At 60.6% G+C, this 20167-nt stretch carries 19 protein-coding genes; 8 read left to right on the forward strand and 11 right to left on the reverse strand.

Annotated features, from left to right (window positions below; translation table 11 throughout):
* The first annotated feature begins 2 nt into the window (after positions 1–2).
* Both OQ287_RS07340 and OQ287_RS07345 read left to right on the forward strand, forming a co-directional pair.
* On the forward strand, positions 3–428 hold the full coding sequence (locus tag OQ287_RS07340; RefSeq protein ID WP_265896017.1) for a hypothetical protein: 426 nt from the start codon (positions 3–5) through the stop codon (positions 426–428).
* Entirely contained in the window at positions 425–2014 is a 1590-nt protein-coding gene (locus tag OQ287_RS07345) for a diguanylate cyclase domain-containing protein (RefSeq protein ID WP_265896019.1), read from the forward strand. The genes OQ287_RS07340 and OQ287_RS07345 overlap by 4 nt, the downstream gene beginning before the upstream one ends.
* Here the strand turns inward: OQ287_RS07345 and OQ287_RS07350 are convergent.
* The 7 genes from OQ287_RS07350 to OQ287_RS07380 all read right to left on the reverse strand — a co-directional run bounded on the left by OQ287_RS07350 (position 2008) and on the right by OQ287_RS07380 (position 8156).
* Positions 2008–2346 carry an AzlD domain-containing protein gene (locus OQ287_RS07350; RefSeq protein WP_265896020.1) on the reverse strand — a complete coding sequence of 113 codons (339 nt, stop codon included), beginning with the start codon at positions 2344–2346 and terminating at the stop codon, positions 2008–2010. The two genes, OQ287_RS07345 and OQ287_RS07350, sit on opposite strands and share 7 nt — an antisense overlap.
* Positions 2343–3041: an AzlC family ABC transporter permease gene (locus tag OQ287_RS07355; RefSeq protein ID WP_250934901.1), complete on the reverse strand. Its 699-nt coding sequence runs from the start codon at positions 3039–3041 to the stop codon at positions 2343–2345. The genes OQ287_RS07350 and OQ287_RS07355 overlap by 4 nt, the downstream gene beginning before the upstream one ends.
* Positions 3038–3565 carry a helix-turn-helix domain-containing protein gene (locus OQ287_RS07360; protein WP_250934904.1) on the reverse strand — a complete coding sequence of 176 codons (528 nt, stop codon included), beginning with the start codon at positions 3563–3565 and terminating at the stop codon, positions 3038–3040. Before OQ287_RS07360 ends, OQ287_RS07355 begins: the two co-directional genes overlap by 4 nt.
* A gap of 120 nt (positions 3566–3685) precedes the next feature.
* Positions 3686–6292 (reverse strand): TRAP transporter permease, encoded by a 2607-nt coding sequence (locus OQ287_RS07365; protein WP_265896021.1) that lies wholly within the window; start codon positions 6290–6292, stop codon positions 3686–3688.
* A 116-nt stretch (positions 6293–6408) separates the two neighbouring features.
* The gene (locus OQ287_RS07370) at positions 6409–7398 is read right to left on the reverse strand and encodes a TAXI family TRAP transporter solute-binding subunit (RefSeq protein ID WP_250934908.1); all 990 of its coding nucleotides are present in this window, start codon (positions 7396–7398) and stop codon (positions 6409–6411) included.
* Positions 7399–7653: 255 nt separating this feature from the next.
* A complete protein-coding gene (locus OQ287_RS07375; RefSeq protein WP_250934910.1) occupies positions 7654–7806 on the reverse strand; it encodes a hypothetical protein in 153 nt (50 codons plus the stop codon).
* A gap of 224 nt (positions 7807–8030) precedes the next feature.
* Positions 8031–8156 (reverse strand): hypothetical protein, encoded by a 126-nt coding sequence (locus OQ287_RS07380; RefSeq protein ID WP_265896022.1) that lies wholly within the window; start codon positions 8154–8156, stop codon positions 8031–8033.
* Positions 8157–8399: 243 nt separating this feature from the next.
* On the opposite strand from OQ287_RS07380, the gene OQ287_RS07385 reads away from it, so the two are divergent.
* Entirely contained in the window at positions 8400–9011 is a 612-nt protein-coding gene (locus OQ287_RS07385) for a DNA-3-methyladenine glycosylase I (protein WP_322974106.1), read from the forward strand.
* Position 9012: 1 nt separating this feature from the next.
* Here OQ287_RS07385 and OQ287_RS07390 read toward each other — a convergent pair whose 3' ends face one another.
* On the reverse strand, positions 9013–10203 hold the full coding sequence (locus OQ287_RS07390) for an MFS transporter (protein WP_265896023.1): 1191 nt from the start codon (positions 10201–10203) through the stop codon (positions 9013–9015).
* A gap of 442 nt (positions 10204–10645) precedes the next feature.
* Between OQ287_RS07390 and OQ287_RS07395 the strand changes: the two genes are divergently transcribed.
* Together OQ287_RS07395 and lldD are read left to right on the forward strand one after the other, a co-directional pair.
* A complete protein-coding gene (locus OQ287_RS07395; protein WP_265896025.1) occupies positions 10646–11551 on the forward strand; it encodes an alpha/beta hydrolase in 906 nt (301 codons plus the stop codon).
* Between the two features lie 218 nt (positions 11552–11769).
* Complete coding sequence (gene lldD, locus OQ287_RS07400; protein WP_250934918.1) at positions 11770–12933, forward strand: FMN-dependent L-lactate dehydrogenase LldD; 1164 nt, start codon at positions 11770–11772, stop codon at positions 12931–12933.
* A gap of 68 nt (positions 12934–13001) precedes the next feature.
* Here the strand turns inward: lldD and OQ287_RS07405 are convergent, their stop codons facing one another.
* Both OQ287_RS07405 and OQ287_RS07410 read right to left on the reverse strand, forming a co-directional pair.
* Positions 13002–14423, reverse strand: coding sequence for a sensor histidine kinase (locus OQ287_RS07405; RefSeq protein ID WP_265896026.1), 1422 nt, complete (start codon positions 14421–14423; stop codon positions 13002–13004).
* Complete coding sequence (locus tag OQ287_RS07410; protein ID WP_265896028.1) at positions 14420–15112, reverse strand: response regulator; 693 nt, start codon at positions 15110–15112, stop codon at positions 14420–14422. Before OQ287_RS07410 ends, OQ287_RS07405 begins: the two co-directional genes overlap by 4 nt.
* 270 nt (positions 15113–15382) lie before the next feature.
* Between OQ287_RS07410 and OQ287_RS07415 the strand changes: the two genes are divergently transcribed.
* From OQ287_RS07415 to OQ287_RS07425, 3 genes are all read left to right on the forward strand, one after another.
* Positions 15383–16393, forward strand: a complete 1011-nt coding sequence (locus OQ287_RS07415; protein ID WP_265896029.1) for a Bug family tripartite tricarboxylate transporter substrate binding protein — start codon at positions 15383–15385, stop codon at positions 16391–16393.
* 81 nt (positions 16394–16474) lie between these two features.
* The gene (locus OQ287_RS07420; RefSeq protein WP_265896030.1) at positions 16475–16933 is read left to right on the forward strand and encodes a tripartite tricarboxylate transporter TctB family protein; all 459 of its coding nucleotides are present in this window, start codon (positions 16475–16477) and stop codon (positions 16931–16933) included.
* 3 nt (positions 16934–16936) lie between these two features.
* Positions 16937–18445: a tripartite tricarboxylate transporter permease gene (locus OQ287_RS07425; RefSeq protein WP_265896032.1), complete on the forward strand. Its 1509-nt coding sequence runs from the start codon at positions 16937–16939 to the stop codon at positions 18443–18445.
* A 112-nt stretch (positions 18446–18557) separates the two neighbouring features.
* On the opposite strand, the gene OQ287_RS07430 is transcribed toward OQ287_RS07425, so the two are convergent.
* Positions 18558–19868, reverse strand: coding sequence for a hypothetical protein (locus tag OQ287_RS07430; protein WP_265896033.1), 1311 nt, complete (start codon positions 19866–19868; stop codon positions 18558–18560).
* Between the last annotated feature and the right edge of the window lie 299 nt (positions 19869–20167).

Below are 20167 nucleotides of genomic sequence, written 5' to 3' on the forward strand. Positions count from 1 at the left end.
ACATGCGTCATGCCTGCTGTGCGTTATTGGTGTCCCTGTTTCTGCTCTGCTCACATGCCCGGGCGGATATTGCCGTGATCGCCAATCCCGATAGCGACATCCTGACGCTTGAACGCGATGACATCGTCAATATTTACATGGGGCGCTATAACCGGCTTCCACGTGGTGAGCTGGCCCTGCCGATCGATCTCGCTCCGCTGCGCGCCCGATTTTACCGGGCGCTTGTTCAGCGTGAGCTGGCGGAAATCAACGGCTGGTGGGCTCGGCTGGTATTTTCCGGCCGCGGCTCGCCGCCACATCAGGTCAGCGAGGAAGCTACCGTCTTCGAACTGGTGGATCACAACCCCAATGCGCTGGGGTATATCGATGCCGCCGATCTAAGGCCTGCCACGCGGGTGATCTTTCTACTCAGAGAGGCGCCTGAATGATCAAGCGATTGAAAGTGCTGTTTCAAACCCGGCTGGCGCTGCGTACGACAGCAATGGTCATGGGCGTCGTGGGGTTGCTTGGTGTCATATTTGTCTCTGTCGCGGTCGAGATGCACGCCAGTGATGAGCGCCGTAACCAGTACTCCAGGATTGAAGAGCTGCTTTCAACGGTCGAGCGTACGGCACAGGCGGCCTGCTTTCTGGGGGACACGCAGCTGGCCCATGAGCTTTCCGAAGGCTTGATCGGCAATTCCATCATCAGTGATGTTTACATCGTTCAGGCCGATGGCACCGCGTTGACCCATGCCGGGTATTACGTACCTGGCCAGGCGGAAGGTGGCATTGAACGCGTGATTCATTCTCCGTTTGATGCCCGAAAGCAGGTATGCCGGATTTTCGTGATGCCGGACGAAGCCGGTATCGACCGGCAGGTGGTGGAGGCCTCCCGATTTTTGACAATAGCGCTGATGATTCAGCTGCTGGGAGTGGGGCTGTGTGTCGTATTCATTGTGCTGCGCCATGTTACGCGGCCCATTGCCGGTATTTCGCATCGCCTGAGCGAGCTTGAAGCCGAGACCGGTCAAAAGCTCGAAATTCCCTGGAATAATCATCACGATGAAATCGGCAAGCTGGTCGGTAGTGTCAACGCGATGATTGATCGCCTGATGAAAAGCCTTGGCGAGGAACGGCGGCTTCGCCAGATCCAGACGGTGGAAGAACGTCGGTACCGAACGCTTTTCGATAATGTCGATGCCGGTATTTTCGAGCTCGATCATGAAGGCCGGGTGTTGTCTGCCAACATGGCCTTCCGGTACTTTTTCGGCCTGGCGCCGACACTTGAGCTTGAGCGCGTTCCGCTGTTTCTTCACGAGTTACCGGGGGTTGATATGCCGTCCACCGAGGCATTCCTCAGGTGCGGCGCCGGCCGGAACGAAGCCTGCCAATGGGAGGTTCGCATTGATACGCTGGAACAGCCCCAGTGGCTCAGCCTGCAGATTACCCCTCTGTCACCCGGACGCTCGCAGGGAGTGGCGCACAACATCACGGAGCAAAAGGTGGCTGCACACCAGGCCACCCTGCTGGCCATGACGGACCCCCTGACCGGGCTGGGCAACCGGCTGGGGTTCGAGCGCAGGCTTGATCAGTACCAGTTCCTCTCGGCCAGCGATGTACAGCCACCGGTCACGCTGTTGCTGGTGGATTTTGACCACTTCAAGCAGGTCAATGATACCTACGGGCATCATGCCGGTGACCAGGCCCTGATCAGCGTGGGCCGGCTTTTGAATGCCGCCATGATCGAGGATGACTATCTGGCCCGGCTGGGAGGCGACGAGTTCGTGATGCTGGTAAGCAGCCGCTCGGGCCGCCCAGCCATCAACGAGTTACTGGCCGGGCTGTCAGCGCAGCTGGCAGAGCCGGTGCTGGTTATCGACGGTCATGATGTTCACATGGGCGTCAGTATCGGTATTGCCGTGATCGGGCATGATACCGGTGACGGCCGCGAAGCACTGCGGCTGGCGGATGCGGCCATGTACTCGGCCAAGCGGGCCGGCCGCAATACCTGGCGATATCACGAGCGTCAGTGAAGCTCGGCCAGCCATGTGATCACCCCGAACATCGCCACACCGGCCAGAATCGGCAGGCCGGTACGATGAGTCAGGCGCCAGCAAAGGATCGTGGCCAGGGCTCCCACCAGGGTCGCCAGCCAGGTGATGGGCTCTGGCTCCGAAGGCACCAGTGAGACCCCCAGCAGCCCGGCAATCAGCAGCGGCCCTGCGACGATCAATCCATAAGGCGTGGTCGCCATTGACGTATCAGGCCGCGCGCGTCGTCGCTGTACCCACCAAAGTGGCAGGGCCCGCATCAGCCAGGTGCCCAGGGCCATCATGATCAGCGCCGCCCAGAATGCGATGGTCATCGTGACATGCTCCGGTGGTGGTTCAGCCAGAAGTAAAGCGCGCCACACCCCGCCGCCAGCAGGATGCCCACATTGGGCCAGCCTGCCATGGCCATGATGACACCACTGAACACACTGATACTGATGGCCAGCGCCCAGTGGCGCGTATTCATGCGGGGCAACAGCAGTGTGATGAACAATGCAGGCAGTGCAAAGGGCAGTACCCTGTCCAGCAGGGGCCACTGCATCATCAGCCAGTGGCCGGCGAGCACTCCTGTCAGTGTTCCCCCTACCCAGCTGGCCCATGCTGCGAGGGCTACGCCACTGAACCAGCGCAAGCGCTCACCTTCATGGTGCTGTTCAAGTCGGCTGCTGGCCAGGGCAAAGGACTCATCAGTCAGCAAATGGCTCAGAAACGGCAGGACCGGATGGCGTGGCAGCGAGGCGGCAATGGCCGGCCCATAGGCTACATGCCTCAGATTGATGCCCAGGGCGATGCCGGCGGCCAGCAGTGGCGATGCACCACCGGCGACCAGCCCTACAAACAGGAACTGAGCGGCGCCGGAATAGACCAGCAGAGAAAGTGCCAGAATGCCGATCGGTGTGATACCGGCCTGCAGGCCGATCACGCCAAATGCCACGGCAACCGGCACATAGCCACTCACAATCGGCAGGGCCTGGATCATGCCCGAGTAAAGCGGCCGGTGACTCTTCATGGTGTACAGGCCTGCCGGTAGTGGACTTCCACCAGAGCTTCGCAGCCCTGATCATGGGTCAGGTAGTGGTGATCGACATCTGCATCAAAGGTCAGACGCTCGCCGGCGACAAGCCGCCTGCCGTGCTGATCATTCCCGGCGGTCAGGACACCATTGATCACCGTAACATGCTCCCGGGTACCCGCTGGATGGGCCCTGGCGTACCGCTGCTGGTGAGCCGCCATCTGCATCAGGTACATGTCCATCGGGGCAGTGGTCGTGTTCTGTGCCACAAGCTGAACCGACACGTCTTCATTGCCTGCGTGACCGTTTACCGGAGCGATCAGGCTGCCGAAGGGCAACTGAAGTGCTTCTGCCAGCCGCCACAGGGTATCCAGGGTGGGATTGGCCTGACCCCGCTCCAGGCGGGAGAGACTGGATTTGGCCAGCCCGGCGGTTTCTGCAAGGCCTGACAGTGACAGTGCTCTGGCATCGCGCAGCGTCGTAATGCGCTGGCCCAGACGTATTAGTTCGTCGGTAGTCATACGAGGTGTTCCATATAAAGAACGTTTATCTGAAGTGTTCTTTATATGGAACGTCAGGTCAAGCAGGCGCCATGAAAAAACGCGCCCGAAAGCGCGTTTTTTCATCGACAGGTCACATGGTCATGCGGTGGCTGCCTCCCGTGACGCGGCATGCTTGCGCCGGCGCCGGTTCTGCAGGGCAATAATCAGCCCCAGCACGCCCAGCGCAGGAAGCCATAACCACTCCTTGGCGAAGCGGTCAGCGGGCAGGCGGACTGCGGTGATGGTCTGATCAAGGTCGAACCCGAGCTCCTTGGCTTCACTGCCCCAGGTCACCATGTCCACCAGCGTCTTGTTGCCGTCCTCTCGCAGCATCAGGCCCAGGTTATCCAGCTTCTCCTGGCCGTTGGCACCTTCTATCGGCGGGATTTCCACCACAAAGTGGGTGGGCTGGCCGTAGTCATCGATGCCATCTATGGCCACTCGCACATTGTCACCCGGCCCGGCCTGTTCCAGCGCCTGCGCCATCTGTGCAGGAGGCAGGTCCTGCCAGGGGGGAACAATCTTGTCCTGCCAGTAGCCCGGACGGAACAGGGTAAAGGCAATTACCAGCAGCAGTACCGTCTCGTACCAGCGGCTCCGGGTAATAAACCAGCCCTGAGTGGCAGCAGCAAAGATCAGCATGGCCAGGGTGGCCACGATAAAGATCAATATGCCGTGCCATAGATCCACGTTGATCAGCAGCAGATCCGTATTGAAGATGAACAGAAAGGGCAGGGCGGCTGTGCGCAGGCTGTACCAGAAGGCCTGAAAGCCGGTTCTGATGGGGTCTGCCCCCGAGATGGCCGCGGCTGCAAAGGATGCCAGCCCGACCGGCGGTGTGACATCCGCCATGATGCCGAAGTAGAAGACAAACAGATGTACGGCGATCAACGGTACCAGCAGGCCCTGTTGCTGACCCAGTTGCACGATGACGGGAGCCAGCAGGGCCGAAACCACAATATAGTTGGCCGTCGTTGGCAGCCCCATGCCCAGAATCAGGCTCAGTACCGCCGTCAACAGCAGCATCAGCATCAGGCTGCCCATCGACAGCTGCTCGACCAGATCGGCCAGCACCAGCCCGACGCCGGTCTGGGACACGGCCCCTACGATAATACCGGCGGTCGCGGTGGCAATCCCGATGCCAACCATGTTGCGTGCCCCGTCTACCATCCCCATCCATACATCGTGAACACCGGCCCTGGCGGCCTGGCCGAACTGGCCTTCCTGACGGAAAAAGGCATCGATCGGGCGCTGGGTAAGCATGATGATGACCATCATGACCGTGGCCCAGAAGGCGGATAATCCCGGAGAAAGCCGCTCGACCATCAGACACCACACCAGCACGATGACCGGCAGCAGGAAGTGCAGGCCGACCATCACGGTAGGACGGGTCTGAGGCAATTCGGTAATGTCGCTATCCGGGTGATCATGCTCCAGCGGAGGGTAGTTGGACCCCAGTTTGAGCAATAGGATATACACCACGGCCAGCAGCAGACCCACGATCCAGGGGGTGGCATCGCCCAGCAGCGGTTTCAGCCAGCCGAGTCCGTAATACACCCCGGTTGCCAGCGCCATGATGCCGATCAGCCCGGTCAGGAAACCAAGCACCTTCTGTAGCCAGGGTTTGGGCGGATTGGTGCTTTTCAGCCCGCTCATGCCGGACTTCATGGCTTCAAGGTGAACAATATAGAGCAGTGCGATGTAGGAAATGACGGCGGGCAGGAAGGCGTGCTTGATGACGTCCACATAGGGAATGCCAACATATTCGACCATCAGAAAGGCCGCAGCCCCCATGACCGGTGGCATGATCTGGCCATTGACGGATGCGCCAACTTCGATGGCTCCGGCCTTGGTGCTGCTGAAGCCGACCTTTTTCATCATCGGGATCGTGAACGTGCCCGTGGTGACGGTATTGGCAATGGATGACCCGGAGATCAGCCCGGTCAGTCCGGAAGCGACCACCGCTGCCTTGGCCGGCCCACCGCGATAGTGGCCCAGCATCGAGAAGGCCACCTTGATGAAATAATTGCCGGCACCGGCCTTCTCAAGCAGGGCACCGAACAGGACAAACAGAAAGACAAAGCTGGTGGATACACCCAGCGCAATCCCGAAGACACCCTGGCTGGTCAGCCACTGATGGTTGATCAGGGCTTCGAAACTGACGCCCCGGTGAGCCAGCATGCCCGGCATGTAAGGCCCCGCCAGGGAATAGCCCAGAAAGACCATGGCCACGATCATCAGCGGTGGCCCAAGCGCGCGGCGCGTGCCTTCCAGCAACAAAACCAGCCCTAGAATACCGACCACCACGTCCTGAGTGATCGGGTTGCCCGGTCGGTTTGCGAGCTGATCATAGAACATATACAAATACATGGCCGCAAAGGCAGCGACCAGGGCCATGGCCCAGTCCGGTAGTGGAACGCGCTCCTTTGGCGACCGCTTGAAGGCCGGATAGGATAAAAACGCCAGTACCAGTGCAAAGGCAAGGTGAATTGAGCGTGCTTCCGTGGCGCCGAAGACGCCAACCCCCAACATGTAGGGCAGGGGAGAGGCAATCCAGAGCTGAAAGGCTGACCAGGCAAAGGCCAGCAGCAGAATCAGCCGCTTCGGATAGCCCGTAAGCTGGCGGCCGCCGGTGTCGGCGCTGGCGGCCATTTCCCGCGCGCGTTCGGCGGCATCATGGGATGATGAAGCAGGAGAGTCTGTCATGAGGTGTTCCTTCGATGACCAGGGACGTTGTTATTTAATCAGTCCAGTAACGCAATACCCCCGGCGGACCGGGGGCATGGTGGTCGGAAAGCATCTGCTTTCAATGTATCACCGTATTACTTGTCGGTGAGCCAGCCTTTTTCCTGATAATAACGCTTGGCACCGTCATGCAGCGGGGCAGACAGACCATCGCTGATCATGGTTTTCGGGTCGAGCTTGGCAAAGGCCGGGTGCAGCTTCTTGAAACGATCGAAATTGTCGAATACAGCCTTGGTGGCTGCGTAGACCGTATCGTCGTCGACCTTGGTGGAGCTGACCAGCGTGGCACCGACACCGAAGACGGTTACGTCCTTGTCATTGCCCTTATACATGCCACCGGGGATGGTGTAGAAGCTGTAATAGGGTTTTTCATCAACCAGCTCCTTGATCGCCGGATCATCCAGCGGGATCAGGGTGACGTCCGTGGTGGTCGCGGCTTCCTGGATAGAGCCATTGGGGTGTCCGGCAACAAAGATGAAGGCATCGATGTTGTTGTCGGCCAGGGCAGAAGCCTGCTCGGCGCTATCCAGCTCGGAGGCGAGGGCAAAGTCGTCCCTGGTCCAGCCCTTGGCTTCCATGATCATTTCCATGGTCGCGCGGTTACCGGAGCCCGGGTTACCGATATTGACACGCTTGCCCTTCAAATCATCCAGGGACGTGATGCCGCTGCCGCTGCGCGCGACGATAGTGGCCGGTTCACCGTGCAGGGCAAACACGCTACGCAGATCCTCATGTGGTTCACCCTTGAACTGGGCCTCGCCATGATAGGCGTTGTACTGCACGTCCGACTGGGCAACGCCCATGTCCAGATCGCCATTTTCAATGCCGTTGACGTTGGCTACCGAGGCACCGGTCGACGGCGCATTACATTTGTAGCCACTGTCGCCCTGGTTCACGAAACGGCAGATTGACTGGCCTACCACGTAATACACGCCGGTTTGTCCACCGGTGCCGATGGTCATGAACTTGTCGGCTGCCTGAGCCGGTGCAGTCGTCAGTGCCACCGTGCTCAGCGCCAGTGCAGCGGCCGAGAACAGCGTCTTGAAGGCATGATGTTTTGCAAACATGAGAATCCCTCGATCATTGCCCTTGCTTGTTATAGTGCGTGTCGGAAGGTGCATGATCACGGCGTTCAAGGGCAGGTTGGTATTGTAGTGTCCTGTTCACGGTAATCCCCGGAACGGGTACTGCCAAACGTGGCTTGATCAGGATTAAGTTTCAAAAAAGTAATTTGATGTGAAACGAGAAGGTAGAACTGAAAAAAAGGTAAGCAGGCCTCAATCAAAAACACCTGCAGAAGCAGGTGTATATTGATTCGCCACTCAGCACATGTTGTGACGCTTGTCGCTGGGCTGGTGGTCGAACGGATGAGCAAACCCGCCCTGACCCTTCTGATCCGTGCTGCCCGCATAGGCATATGCGGCGGCGCTGGCGGTCAGAAGAATCACGGTAGTCACTGCCATAATACGTCGCATGATGATCTATCCTTGGACTTGAATAATAGTTATAGGGTCGCCAAAGCGAACTTTGACGATTAAATCATGCGCGAACTGGTCAGGGATAGTCTGTGCCAATAAGTGCACAGGCCGTGAGACGGGACCAATAGCCAGGAACACGTAGCCCGGCTACAGGGGATACATAAAAAAACGCCTGCATGGCGCAGGCGTAACAGCGTTTGGGCGGCTGTCGGTTGAATCGATCAGCACATGTCCGAACCACCGGACGAATGACTTTGGTGATGACCACCAAACAACCAGCCCCAGAATCCACCTTCATCACTGGTCCTGTCGCCCTGACCGGCATAAGCGGCGCTACTGGCGGACATGACAAGTGTCATTACAACTGCTGCGGTAATTTTCATTGCTTCCCCAACCTCATCAAGCTTTATAGTTTTGGCCGACATCACTCAGCACGCGAATGATGCGCCTGGCCCAGGCCGCGTTCTGTGCCGGAGTTGCCATTGTGAAATTTCCGGTCACGGCATGTTTTTCACGTAGTTTATAAGTAAGTCTTTGTTTTGATGGGGAAGGGGTCATTGCACGCAAGAATATAGCGTCAAGGACATGGCGTGGATGCACACTTCGGCACACTGCTAGAGGAGAAAACCATGGAAGGCAGCTGCGTTCGATGCAACTGGCCCGGCAATGATCCACAGATGATTGCCTATCACGACACCGAGTGGGGGGTGCCGGAATACGACAGCCGCGCCCTGTGGGAAAAACTGATGCTCGATGGCTTTCAGGCGGGGCTGTCCTGGCGAACCATCCTGCACAAGCGGGAGGCGTTCAGGGAGGCCTTCGCGGGCTTCGAGCCCGCGCGGGTTGCGGACTTTACCGAGGCCGATGTGGAACGGCTGATGGGCAATGCAGGCATTGTACGCTCACGCAGGAAGATTGAAGGCGTGATAAGAAATGCGCGCGCCTGGCTGGCCATGCATCAGGCCGGTGAACCCTTTGACGAGTTTGTCTGGGCGAGTGTGAAGCATACCCCGGTGCAGGCAGGTGAGGTGCCGATCCCCACACAGACCGAGACCTCAGTGGCGCTTTCGAAAGCGCTCAGGAAAAGAGGCTTCACCTTTGCAGGCCCGGTGATTGTGTATGCCTGGATGCAGGCCACGGGCATGATCAATGATCACACCCATGCCTGTTTTCGACACGCCGAGGTCGCGGCGCTTTCCTGAGTCAGGCCGTCAGCTTTACACGACTGCCGATCAGGGCCAGCGTAATCAGCAGAACAATGCCACTGGTCAGCATCATGCCCGGTGCGCCGGTGGCATCCACCAGTACGCCACCGGCGGCAGCCCCAAGTGCAATGGCCGTCTGAATGGCGGCCCCGAACAGTGCCCCGGCACTTTCGGCCTCATCCGGCACGATGCGGGTAATCCAGGTAGACCAGCTGACAGGCGTGGCCCCGAACCCCAGGCCCCAGACAATGACCATGGCCGAGGCCATCCAGCTGCTTTGGGTGCCCAGCAGGGCCAGGCAGGCAAGGGCAAGCCCCATGAACAGCGCCGTGCCGCACAGCATGCGGGGCATGTGATGTTCCAGCAGACGACCGCCCACGAGTGTGGCGATCAGGTTTGCGACGCCGAAGGCCAGCAGCAGGGTGGAAATTCCCGTGATATGAAATCCGGCATTGTTTTCCAGAAAGGCCCGCAAATAGGTAAATCCTGCAAAATGGGCTGTAAACACCATGGCCACGGCCAGCATGCCAATACCCACCCCAGGCCGCTTGAGCACCTTCAGCATGGTACCCGCGCCCGCGGCGTGGTTCGGTGCCATGCGGGGTAGTGTGATCAGCTGGGCGATCAGCGTCAGACCGCCGAGCCCTGCCGCCATGAAAAAGACCATCCGCCAGCCGAACAGGTCACCCAGATAACTGCCCAGCGCCGCGGCGGTAATGGTCGCCAGGGGCACGCCACTGAAAATGATCGACAGGGCCTTTGGTATCTCGGCCGTTGGCACCAGTCGCATCGTGGTGGCGGCTGCAATCGCCCAGAAGCCGCCCAGGGCCAGCCCGAGAAAAATGCGCGCCAGCAGCATGAGCGGCAATGACGGAGCAACTGCTACCAGCAGGTTGGAAGCGATCAGCAGGCAACAAAGACCCAGCAGTACATGACGGCGATCAAGCGTGCGGGCCAGCGGGACAATCGTCAGGCCGCCGACCAGCGCCATCAGCGCGGTCACTGTCACGGCCTGCCCGGCCTGCCCTTCGGATACTCCCAGACCTTGCCCCATCGGGGTCAACAGACTGGCAGGTAGAAATTCGGCGGTGACCAGTGAGAAAACACCGAGTGCCATGGCCCATACAGCCCCCCAGGCCGCAGAGGCCGAGTCAGGCGAAGCCGTACAGTCGGCGGTAGTAGATGTCATGAAATGCTCCCGAGTGAAACAGTGCTGCAGAAAGACTGGGCGCAGACTACGGGAAGTCGGCCGGACGATCTATCGTCAAGTATCTGTCATACGTAACTTTTTCGGCTGAAAACGGCTCGGTTCCTTTCCGGGCAGCACCGCCTGCCCGGACTCTTGCGCATGGCTTCAACGATAAGGGGGATCCGTGCCAGGCGCTGCCACTGCCGGGACATATCGGAAGGTATGGGTTGTGTAAACACTCACTTTCTTGAACAGTGTTGCTTGCAGCCGAGCAGAAGCGCCGTGATCGATCATGATGGGTCGCTGGTCTGGCGCTTTCCTCGGCTATCCTGACTTCTGACGCGGCTCGCTCTTTCAAGCTGCGAAATCGCAGGCCGACTGGATGCGTCCATTGGTTGTATTTTTCCTGATCAGCGTAATGGCTGTTCGAGTGCCTTGGCCCATGAATCTGATGGCAGATGAAACCGGTTTGAACTTCGAGGCGCTTTCGCTCGATGATACCAGGGCAGTCGAGCTGCCTGCCCTCGAGCGTTATACCGCGCGTGACGGTCGTGCGCTGGGGTATCGGCACTATCCGAGTAATTCGAGTATTGCGCTCGTTCTGGTGCATGGCTCAGGTACCGAAAGCCGGTATCTGGCCCCGCTTGCGCGGTCTATCGCCTCCTCCGATGTGGCAACCGTTTATACGCCGGACCTTCGAGGGCATGGCCCGGCGCCTCATCGTCGCGGTGATGTCGATTACATCGAACAGCCCGGCGATGATCTTGTGGATCTTGTGGCCCATATTCGAGCACGCAGGGACAGTATCGAGCGTGTGGTACTGGGCGGCCATTCATCCGGGGCCGGGCTGGTGGTGCGCCTTGCAGAAAGGCAGGACATGCCCCCGGTGGACGGGGTTCTATTGCTTTCGCCCTATCTTGGCCACGATGCGCCGACCACGCGCAGGAACTCGGGAGGCTGGGCCAGGCCGAACCTCTTTAAAATCCTGCCATTGGCATTGATCAATCGACTCGGGGTCACGGCCTTTAACAGCGCCCGGGTGCTCGATTTCGCCATGCCGGCGACATACCGTGACGGCTCGGAGACGCTTTCTTATTCCTTCCGCATGATGGCCGGACTCAGCCCTACCGATTTCAAGGCGGGCCTCAAGGCGATGAAGGCGCCTCTGTTGCTTCTCGCAGGGTCGGACGATGAAGCCCTCTTTGCCGACCGGTTCGAGGCCGTTGTCAGGCCGCTGTCGCCACACATGACGTTACGTATCGTTGAGGGCGTATCTCATCTGGGCATCGTAAGGGACGAGGAGGCAGCGCGTGCAGCCCGCCAATGGCTCACGTCGCTCGCGCCATGACTGCGTTGTTCTGGCTCTCGCTCTCGGCGCTATACTCAGGCCCATCTACCGCGCAGGAGGATCAGATGGACCGCACTGGCCGATGGCGGATCTGGTCATGACCTGTCCTGCTCCGCCGTGTTGGGAAGAAGGGCGGTAGAAACGCTCTGGTAACCGCTTGTGTTGCCTGGATAACCCTGCCACTACTTCGTTAGTGCGAGATTCTGGATGACAACGCCATGATTATTTCCGCTTCGACCGACTACCGCCGTGCCGCCAGACGTCGTCTGCCCCCCTTTCTGTTTCACTACGCCGACGGCGGCTCCTACGCCGAGCATACGCTTGAGCGTAACGTCAGCGACCTGGCTGACATTGCCCTGCGCCAGCGGGTGCTCACTGACATGTCCGAGCTTTCGCTTTCCACCGAACTCTTTGGCCGGCAGCTTTCCATGCCGGTGGCACTGGGGCCGGTGGGCCTTGCTGGGATGTATGCCCGACGCGGAGAAGTGCAGGCGGCGCGGGCGGCAGCGTCAAAGGGGATTCCCTTCACGCTTTCCACCGTGTCGGTCTGCCCGGTCGATGAGGTGGCCGCAGCGTCTGCTCAGCCCATCTGGTTTCAGCTCTATGTGCTGAAGGACCGCGGGTTCATGCAGCATGTGCTGGAAAAGGCGTGGGCGGCCGGGGTGCGTACACTCATCTTTACGGTGGATATGCCTACCCCCGGGGCCCGCTATCGCGACGCCCACTCCGGCATGAGCGGACCGTTTGCCGCACAGCGGCGCATGCTTCAGGCCGCGATGCATCCGCAGTGGAGCTGGGATGTCGGTATCCATGGCAGACCGCACGATCTGGGCAACATCTCTGAATATCGCGGGCAGGTGACCGGGCTTGAAGACTACATTGGCTGGCTGGGCAACAATTTCGACCCGGCGATCTCATGGAAGGATCTGGAATGGATTCGTGAGTTCTGGAAGGGCAGCATGGTGATCAAGGGCATTCTTGATCCTGAGGATGCCCGCGACGCGGTGCGCTTTGGTGCCGATGGGATCGTGGTGTCCAACCACGGCGGGCGTCAGCTTGACGGCGTGCTCTCCAGTGCTCGCGCCCTCCCGCCGATTGCCGAGGCGGTCAGCGGGGAACTCAGGATTCTGGCCGACTCTGGCGTGCGTAACGGGCTGGACGTGGTGCGCATGATCGCCCTTGGCGCCGATGCCGTGATGCTGGGACGGGCATGGGTCTTCGCGCTGGCCGCGGCGGGCGAGGCAGGGGTGGCCAACCTGCTGGACCTGTTTGAAAAGGAGATGCGGGTGGCGATGACGCTGACCAGCAAGCGCTCGATTGCCGAGATCGATCAGGCGGCGCTAGTCAGTGCCTTGAAGGAGCGGGAAGACAGCCTGCGCTGATATCTTCCTCGGCCCGCTGCGACCGGCTGACCGGACGGTGTCTCGTTCCTTCTGCACGGCGAGGGCAGCTATCGCTCGACATCATTACGGAACGTGACCCGGGCCAGGGTACCGCCGCCGGGGGCAGGGTGCAGTGAGATCGTGGCATCCAGGGCGATGCAGATCTGGCGGGCGATCGCGAGCCCCAGCCCGGTGCCGCTGATGGCGCGGGCATCATCGCGCTGGTCACTGGTATGGCGCCCGCGATAGAACCGTTCGAACACCTTCTCGCGCTCATCCTCCTGAATGCCCGGCCCATCGTCCTCGACCTCGATCACGGCGCCGGGCAGGACCCGCACGACAATATTGCCGCCCGCCGGCGTATAGGCCTGGGCATTGCCGATCAGGATGGCCAGCAGCTCGTTGATCAGTGACATATCTCCCCGCACCTGAACCGTTTCCGGTGCCTCGAAGGCCAGGGTCAGCTCGCGCTGCCAGGCCAGCGAGACCATGCTCATGCAGAACTCGCGGGTGGCTTCGGTCAGATCCAGCGTGGTGTCGGTACATCGCTGAATATCGTTCTCCACCCGCGCCAGTGACAGCAATCGATTGGCCAGCAGCGTCAGTCCTTCAAGGTCCTGATGAACATCGGTCAACGTGGCCTGAAGCCCGGCCTGCGAGGTATCCCGCATGCCCAGTTCCAGCCGGGCACGTAACGCAAACAGGGGCGTTCGAAGCTCGTGAGCGGCGTCGGCAATGAAGGCGCGCTGGGTCTTCAGGGTCTCGTCCAGTCGCTGATTGAGGTGATTGATCGCAACGATCAGGCCAAGCACTTCACGCTGCACGTTGTCGGTCGGGAGCGGTTCAAGGTGATGCGGCGAGCGGCTGGCGACCATGTCGGCAATGCGCTTGAGGGGTTTGAGGGCGGCGTCGATGGCGAACACGAACAGCCCGAAGGCCGCCACGGCGAACAGCAACAGGCGCAGCAGGGTATTGCCGAGCAGCTCGTGCAACAGCTGAGCATGAATGTCGCGGTGTTCGGCTACCCGCACCTCGATCATGGCCTGGTAATCCGGCTGACTGACCGGCACCAGCAGTGACACGAGGCGCACCTCCCGATGGCCATAGGACCCATCGTAGAAGCGCGCCAGTGACGGGTAGCGTCGCGTCATTGGCATGCCGCCCGGTGGGGCGGGCAGGTCGTCAAACCCGGCGACGGTGCGGCCTTCGGCATCGATGACCTGATAAAAGGCGCTGCCGCCGCTGTCGAGCGAGAACGGGTCAAGGATGGCGCGTGAAATATGAACGCCGAGGCGGCCGTCCTCGACATGGACCGATTCCCCGAGCATTCGGGCGGCGATCAGAAGCGGCCTGTCATAGGCCTGGCTGGCGATGCGGGAGGCATCGTAGACCGCACCGGCCACGGCGATGCCGGTCAGCAGCAACAGCGCGGCGCCGATGCGTCGGGTCAGGCGGCCGCGAAGGCTGCCCCGTGACAGGCTTGCCTTCATGACGATGCAACAGGCGATGTGTCGGGTGCCCGCTCAAGCTGATAGCCCAGACCCCGGAAGGTCACGATGCGTACATCGCTGCCCTCGAGCTTGCGTCGCAGCCGATGCACGTAGACTTCAATGGCTTCGAAGGAGCCATCCTCGTCCATTGAAAACATCTGCGCGGCGAGCTGTTCCTTGCTGACCGTGCGTCCCAGCCGGGCCATCAGAGCCTCAAGCAGGGCGAGTTCGCGCGGTGGCAGGGTCAGCGGGCGGTCCCTGAGGGTGAAGCTTCGTGCGCCGACCTCGAAGGCGAGTGACCCGAGGCGATGAACTTCCTGGCCATCGTGCCGGGTACGACGGATCAGCGCATTGATGCGCGCCTCCATTTCCGACAGCGAAAACGGCTTGATCAGGTAATCATCTGCCCCGAGGTTCAGCCCGCGCACGCGTTCGGTGATGCTGCCACGGGCGGTAATGATCATCACCGGCAGGCGCGTATCGTGCTTTCTGAGCCAGCTCAACAGACTGAACCCATCCATTTCAGGCAGGCCGATGTCCAGCAGCAGCAGGGCATAGCTCTCCGTTTCAAGGGCCGTGCGCGCCGAAAGACCATCGTGCATCAGATCAACACTCCAGCCGGCGCTGACCAGCGCCTGTCTGATACTTTCGGCCAGAGACGGATGATCTTCGACTAATAGGGTACGCATGGCGCTGTCCGTGAAAGGTTGATGAAAGTCTTCGTGGATACCGTGTCTGTCAGGCAGGGCCAGGGGCCGTTTGCGGGCGACAGTCTAACGATTTCCAGCAGGTTTGGGAGTGGCCTCTGAAGAGAGGGACTGATCAAGTGCATCGGTGGCTGTCTCGGAGGGGCTGACGTATCGAGCGCTCTTTTGCATTACGCATGCCCGCCTTTCGATCCTGTGCCAGACAACAAGAATCGGTGTCTCTTTCGAGCAGACATGACCGGAGATGATGACATGAGCATTAAAACCCGAGTAGTAGGCAAGCGTCGCATGGTGGCTGCGGCATTGATGAGCACCCTCGCGCTGGGCATGACCCTGCCGGCACAGGCCTTCGATGGCCCGAAACGTTCCGAGTGCATCGCGCCTGCCGCCCCCGGCGGCGGGTTCGATCTGACCTGCAAGCTCGCACAGAGCGCGCTGGTGCAGGAAAAGATTCTCTCTACCCCGATGCGCGTTACCTACATGCCCGGCGGTGTCGGCGCGGTCGCCTACAACACCGTTGTCGCGCAGCGCCCGGACGACCCCAACGCGATCATTGCCTGGTCAAGCGGTTCACTGTTGAACCTGGCGCAGGGCAAGTTCGGTCGCTATGACGAAAACGCCGTGCGCTGGCTGGCCGGTGTAGGCACCAGCTACGGCGCTGTCGCGGTGCGTGCCGATTCACCCTACAAGACCCTCGAGGATCTGGTTAAGGCGCTGAAGAAGGATCCCGGCAAGGTCGTGATCGGCGCCGGTGGGTCGGTTGGTGGTCAGGACTGGATGCAGACGGCGATGCTTGCCAAGGCCGCCGGCATTGAGCCGAAGGACATGCGTTACGTGGCGATGGAAGGCGGTGGCGAGCTGGCAACAGCACTGCTGGGCGGCCACATTCAGGTGGCGAGTACCGATATTTCCGACTCCGTGCCGCACGTTGAAAGCGGCGACATGCGCATTCTTGCGGTGTTCTCCGACGAGCGTCTGCCGGGCAAGGTCACCGCCGATATCCCGACCGCGATCGAACAGGGCTATGACGTTGAATGGCCGGTCATCCGCGGATTCTACGTGGGGCCGGAAGTCAGCGACGATGCCTACAACTGGTGGAAGAACGCCTTCGACAAGCTGCTTGCGTCCGAAGACTTCGCCAAATTACGTGAAAGTCGCGAACTCTACCCCTTCGACATGACCGGTGACGAGCTCAACGCCTACGTGAAAAAGCGTGTGGCGCATTACCGGGAGCTGGCTGACGAGTACGGTCTGATTCGATAAGGCCTGCTGACCCGTCCCCAGGGCCCTCTCAACGAGGGCCTTGTTCACTTCTGGTTATCTCGTTGACTGGAGCGACCGCCCATGTTGTATCAACGTTTATTTCTGGTGGCCCTGCTGGTCGTGTATGCGGTGCTGGCCGTCGCCACGATGGGCTATGAAGCCGCCTTCTCCTACGAGCCGGTCGGCCCGCGCGCCTTCCCGCTGCTGCTGCTGGCGCTGCTGGCGGCGGGTACGGTCTATCTGCTCTTTCGCCCCGGCCACCTGGCCGAGGAAAACGCCGAGACCCCGCTGACCCCGCAGGTGCTGGGCAAGCTGGTCCTGTGCGTGCTGGCGCTGTCCCTGTTCGCATTCTTCTTCGAGCGGCTCGGCTTCATTGTCTCGTCGTTTCTGTTTGCCATTGCCATGTGTCGTCTCTACAACGGCGGCTGGATCACCAGCGTGATTACCGGTCTCGTGATGTCACTGGCCTTTTATGTTCTGTTTGATCGTGTGCTGGATGTCCCGCTCCCTCTGGGCGTGCTGTCCGGGCTGGGGAGCTGAATCATGGATACATTAGGCTATCTGGGCCAGGGGTTCGGTGTGGCGACGACCCCGTTGAATCTGATCACGGCGCTCAGCGGTACGCTGATCGGTACCGTGGTGGGTCTGTTGCCGGGGCTTGGGCCAATCAACGGCGTGGCGCTGTTGATCCCGATCGCCTTTGCGCTGGGGCTGCCGCCGGAAACCTCGCTGATCCTGCTGGCAGCGGTTTATCTGGGCTGTGAGTATGGCGGCCGTATTTCCTCGATTCTGTTGAACATTCCAGGCGAGGCCTCTGCGGTCATGACCGCGCTGGACGGCCACCCGCTGGCCCGTCAGGGCAAGGCCGGCATCGCGCTGTCGATTTCGGCGGCCGGTTCCTTTTTCGGCGGTCTGATCGCGACCATTGGCGTAACCATCTTCGCCCCGTTGCTGGCCACCTGGGCGGTAGCCTTCGGGCCGGCGGAATACTTCGTGATGATGGTATTTGCCATTGCCTGCCTGGCGGGCATGGCCGGGAACAAGCCGGTCAAGACCGGCGTGGCTGCGCTGATCGGCCTGCTGCTGTCGTGCATCGGCATCGATTCCAACAGCGGTGTCTATCGCTTCACGTTCGGAAGTCTGGGCCTGTCCGATGGTATCCAGTTCGTGGTGCTGGTGCTTGGGCTGTTCAGTATCAGTGAGATTCTGGTGCTGCTGGAGCGCACCTATTACGGGCAAACCGCACTCAAGACCAGCGGCCGCATGATGTTCAACATGAAGGAGTTCATGTTTATCAAATGGGCCACGCTTCGCAGTGGTGTGGTGGGCTTTTTCATGGGTATTCTGCCCGGTGCCGGGGCGACCATGGCCAGTGCCGTGGCCTACATGAGTGAAAAGCGTATCGCCACGCGGGACAACCGCTTCGGCGACGGCGATCTGCGCGGTCTGGCTGCACCGGAAACGGCCAACAGTGCTGCCGCCTGTGGCTCGATGGTGCCGATGCTGACCCTCGGGGTGCCGGGGTCCGGCACCACGGCGGTCATGCTTGGGGCGCTGACGCTTTATAACATCACGCCGGGCCCGATGCTGTTCCAGAACCAGCCCGATATCGTGTGGGGGCTGATCGCATCGCTGTTCATTGCCAATATCATGCTGGTCGTGATGAACATTCCGCTGATCCGGGTCTTCACCAGGATTCTGGCCGTACCCTACTGGGCACTGGTGCCGGGTATTGCCATCGTGACCGCCATCGGGGTCTATGGCGTGCATGCCACCACCTTCGATCTGTTCTTGATGATCGTTATCGGGGTGATTGGCTACATTCTGCGCAAGTTCGACTTCCCGCTGTCGGCCATTCTGCTCGGGTTCATTCTCGGGGGCATCATGGAGCAGAACCTGCGCCGTGCGCTGTCGATCTCCAACGGTGACCTGTCCATCCTGTGGTCCAGCCCGATTACCTGGGGCGGCTGGGCGCTGGTGGCGCTGATGGTCGTGCTGCCCATATACCGGGGCTGGCGCCAGCGTCGCGCGAGAGTGCCGCTCGCACCCTGAGGCCATGCCCTGTCGTCAAGCCAGTCAAGGGAGCCCGCCATGTGCGGGTTCCCTTTTTTGGGATGCGGTGGCTTGCGTGACAGCGCGTGTGCAAACGCGCCGCCGAGGAAGGCTACGTTGAAGAGCGGGTGTTGCTGTCCTGCTCGGGGTCTTCCGGATCGGTGTAGTCGCCGCTGTCGTGGTTGTCGTTGCCTTCGTCGCTGCGGTTTCTGCTGTCGCCATTGCTGTCAGGATCATCGTTGTCGTCATCGCGCTGCTCCTGAAGCCGCTTCTGGCGGAGCTGCTGGCGATAGCCGTAGGTGGCGCTGCGCACCGTTTCATCGCTCTCAAGCCCCGACCCCAGCGCACCCCCGACGGTGGCCAGCGAGGTCGCAAGCCACCCGAGCGCCCCGAACTCGAGCAACCCAATCTCGTGGCCGAGGGTTTTCCCCATGACCGCCGATGGCACAAACAGGTACGCCGTAATGAAAAACAGCAGCATCAGGAAAAGGTAATAGAACAACACCCCGATGCCCAGCGTGCTGAAGGTGGCGATGTTGTAGAGTCTGGCATTGGAAAACGCATCGCGGTGGCGTACCGGCTCCCACAGGCCATGGTCGACGATGATCCAGAGCACCATCGCGATCATCGACAGCAGCATCAGCGTCAGAAAGCGCCAGGGTTCGTAGCTGTCGGCCAGCCGCCACATCGAAGGAAAGATCATTCCGTAGGCACCGGTCGCGAAGGCAGCGGCGCCGACGCGGCGAAAGGCGGGAAAGATCGTCCACGGGCGGTTGGCCCGCACCATGCCACCGATCAGCTTGATGTAGCCGGTGGTGCGGAAGCGGGCGACAAAGCGCACGTCGAGATCGGTATCGTTTTCGGACAGATCCCGCCGGACAAAGGGCGCGAACCACTCCGACAGTCTGCGCCTTACCAGCCGCCTGGCTTCCTGGCGCTGGCCGCGGCGTTTCTTGCCGTGGTAATCGCAGAACGCCTCCCGGCCCTTTCTTGTGCTGCCGAAGTGAAGTTCGCTGACCAGCTGAGTGATCGCTTCCTCCACGCGCTTTTCCATCGGCGAGGCACCCAGCGCCGGCTGGGACAGAATACCGATGCCACGCGAGTGGCTGGCACTGGCGGCCAGCGGCTTGCCGTCCTGAAACAGCGGCAGGTCAGTAATGCACACCACGTAGGTCCAGCCGTGATCGCGTTTGAAGCGCTCGGCTTCATCCATGATGTCGTTGGCGTCTTCATCGGTGCCGACCATCGGGTTGGTGATGATCTCGATGCACCAGTGTTCGTCGCTGGCGACCTGACTCGACAGCCGCTCCGCCAGGCGCTCTCGAACCCTTTCGACGATGCGTGCGGGCAGTTCCGGGGCGGGCAGCAGCCCCAGGGTCCAGCCGGTCGGTTCGGCGTGAGAAGAGGATGAATCGGAAGTCATTGGGTGTGTCGGGTCTGTGCTGGTTATTGTCAGGGTAACGGTCAAGCATAGCCCGCTGGCGGCATCGGGGCAGTGCATCGACAAAAAACACCGCGCAGGGGGCAGTAATGTCGGGGTGAACGGCGCCTGTACCAGGTAGTCTGATGCGGGGGCGTCATTGTAGGCAGCGGCTGCGGGCAGCGATATAACCTGAGTGAATGCGGCCGTGTTTCTTCCCGGGCCACGGGCGTCACGGCACCCGCCTGGTGAACCCGATGGCATTACGCCATGCCGTTGTTTCCCTGACCTCACCCTCGAGC

The sequence above is a fragment of the Larsenimonas rhizosphaerae genome, from assembly GCF_026240105.1.
Classification (GTDB): Bacteria; Pseudomonadota; Gammaproteobacteria; order Pseudomonadales; family Halomonadaceae; genus Larsenimonas; species Larsenimonas rhizosphaerae.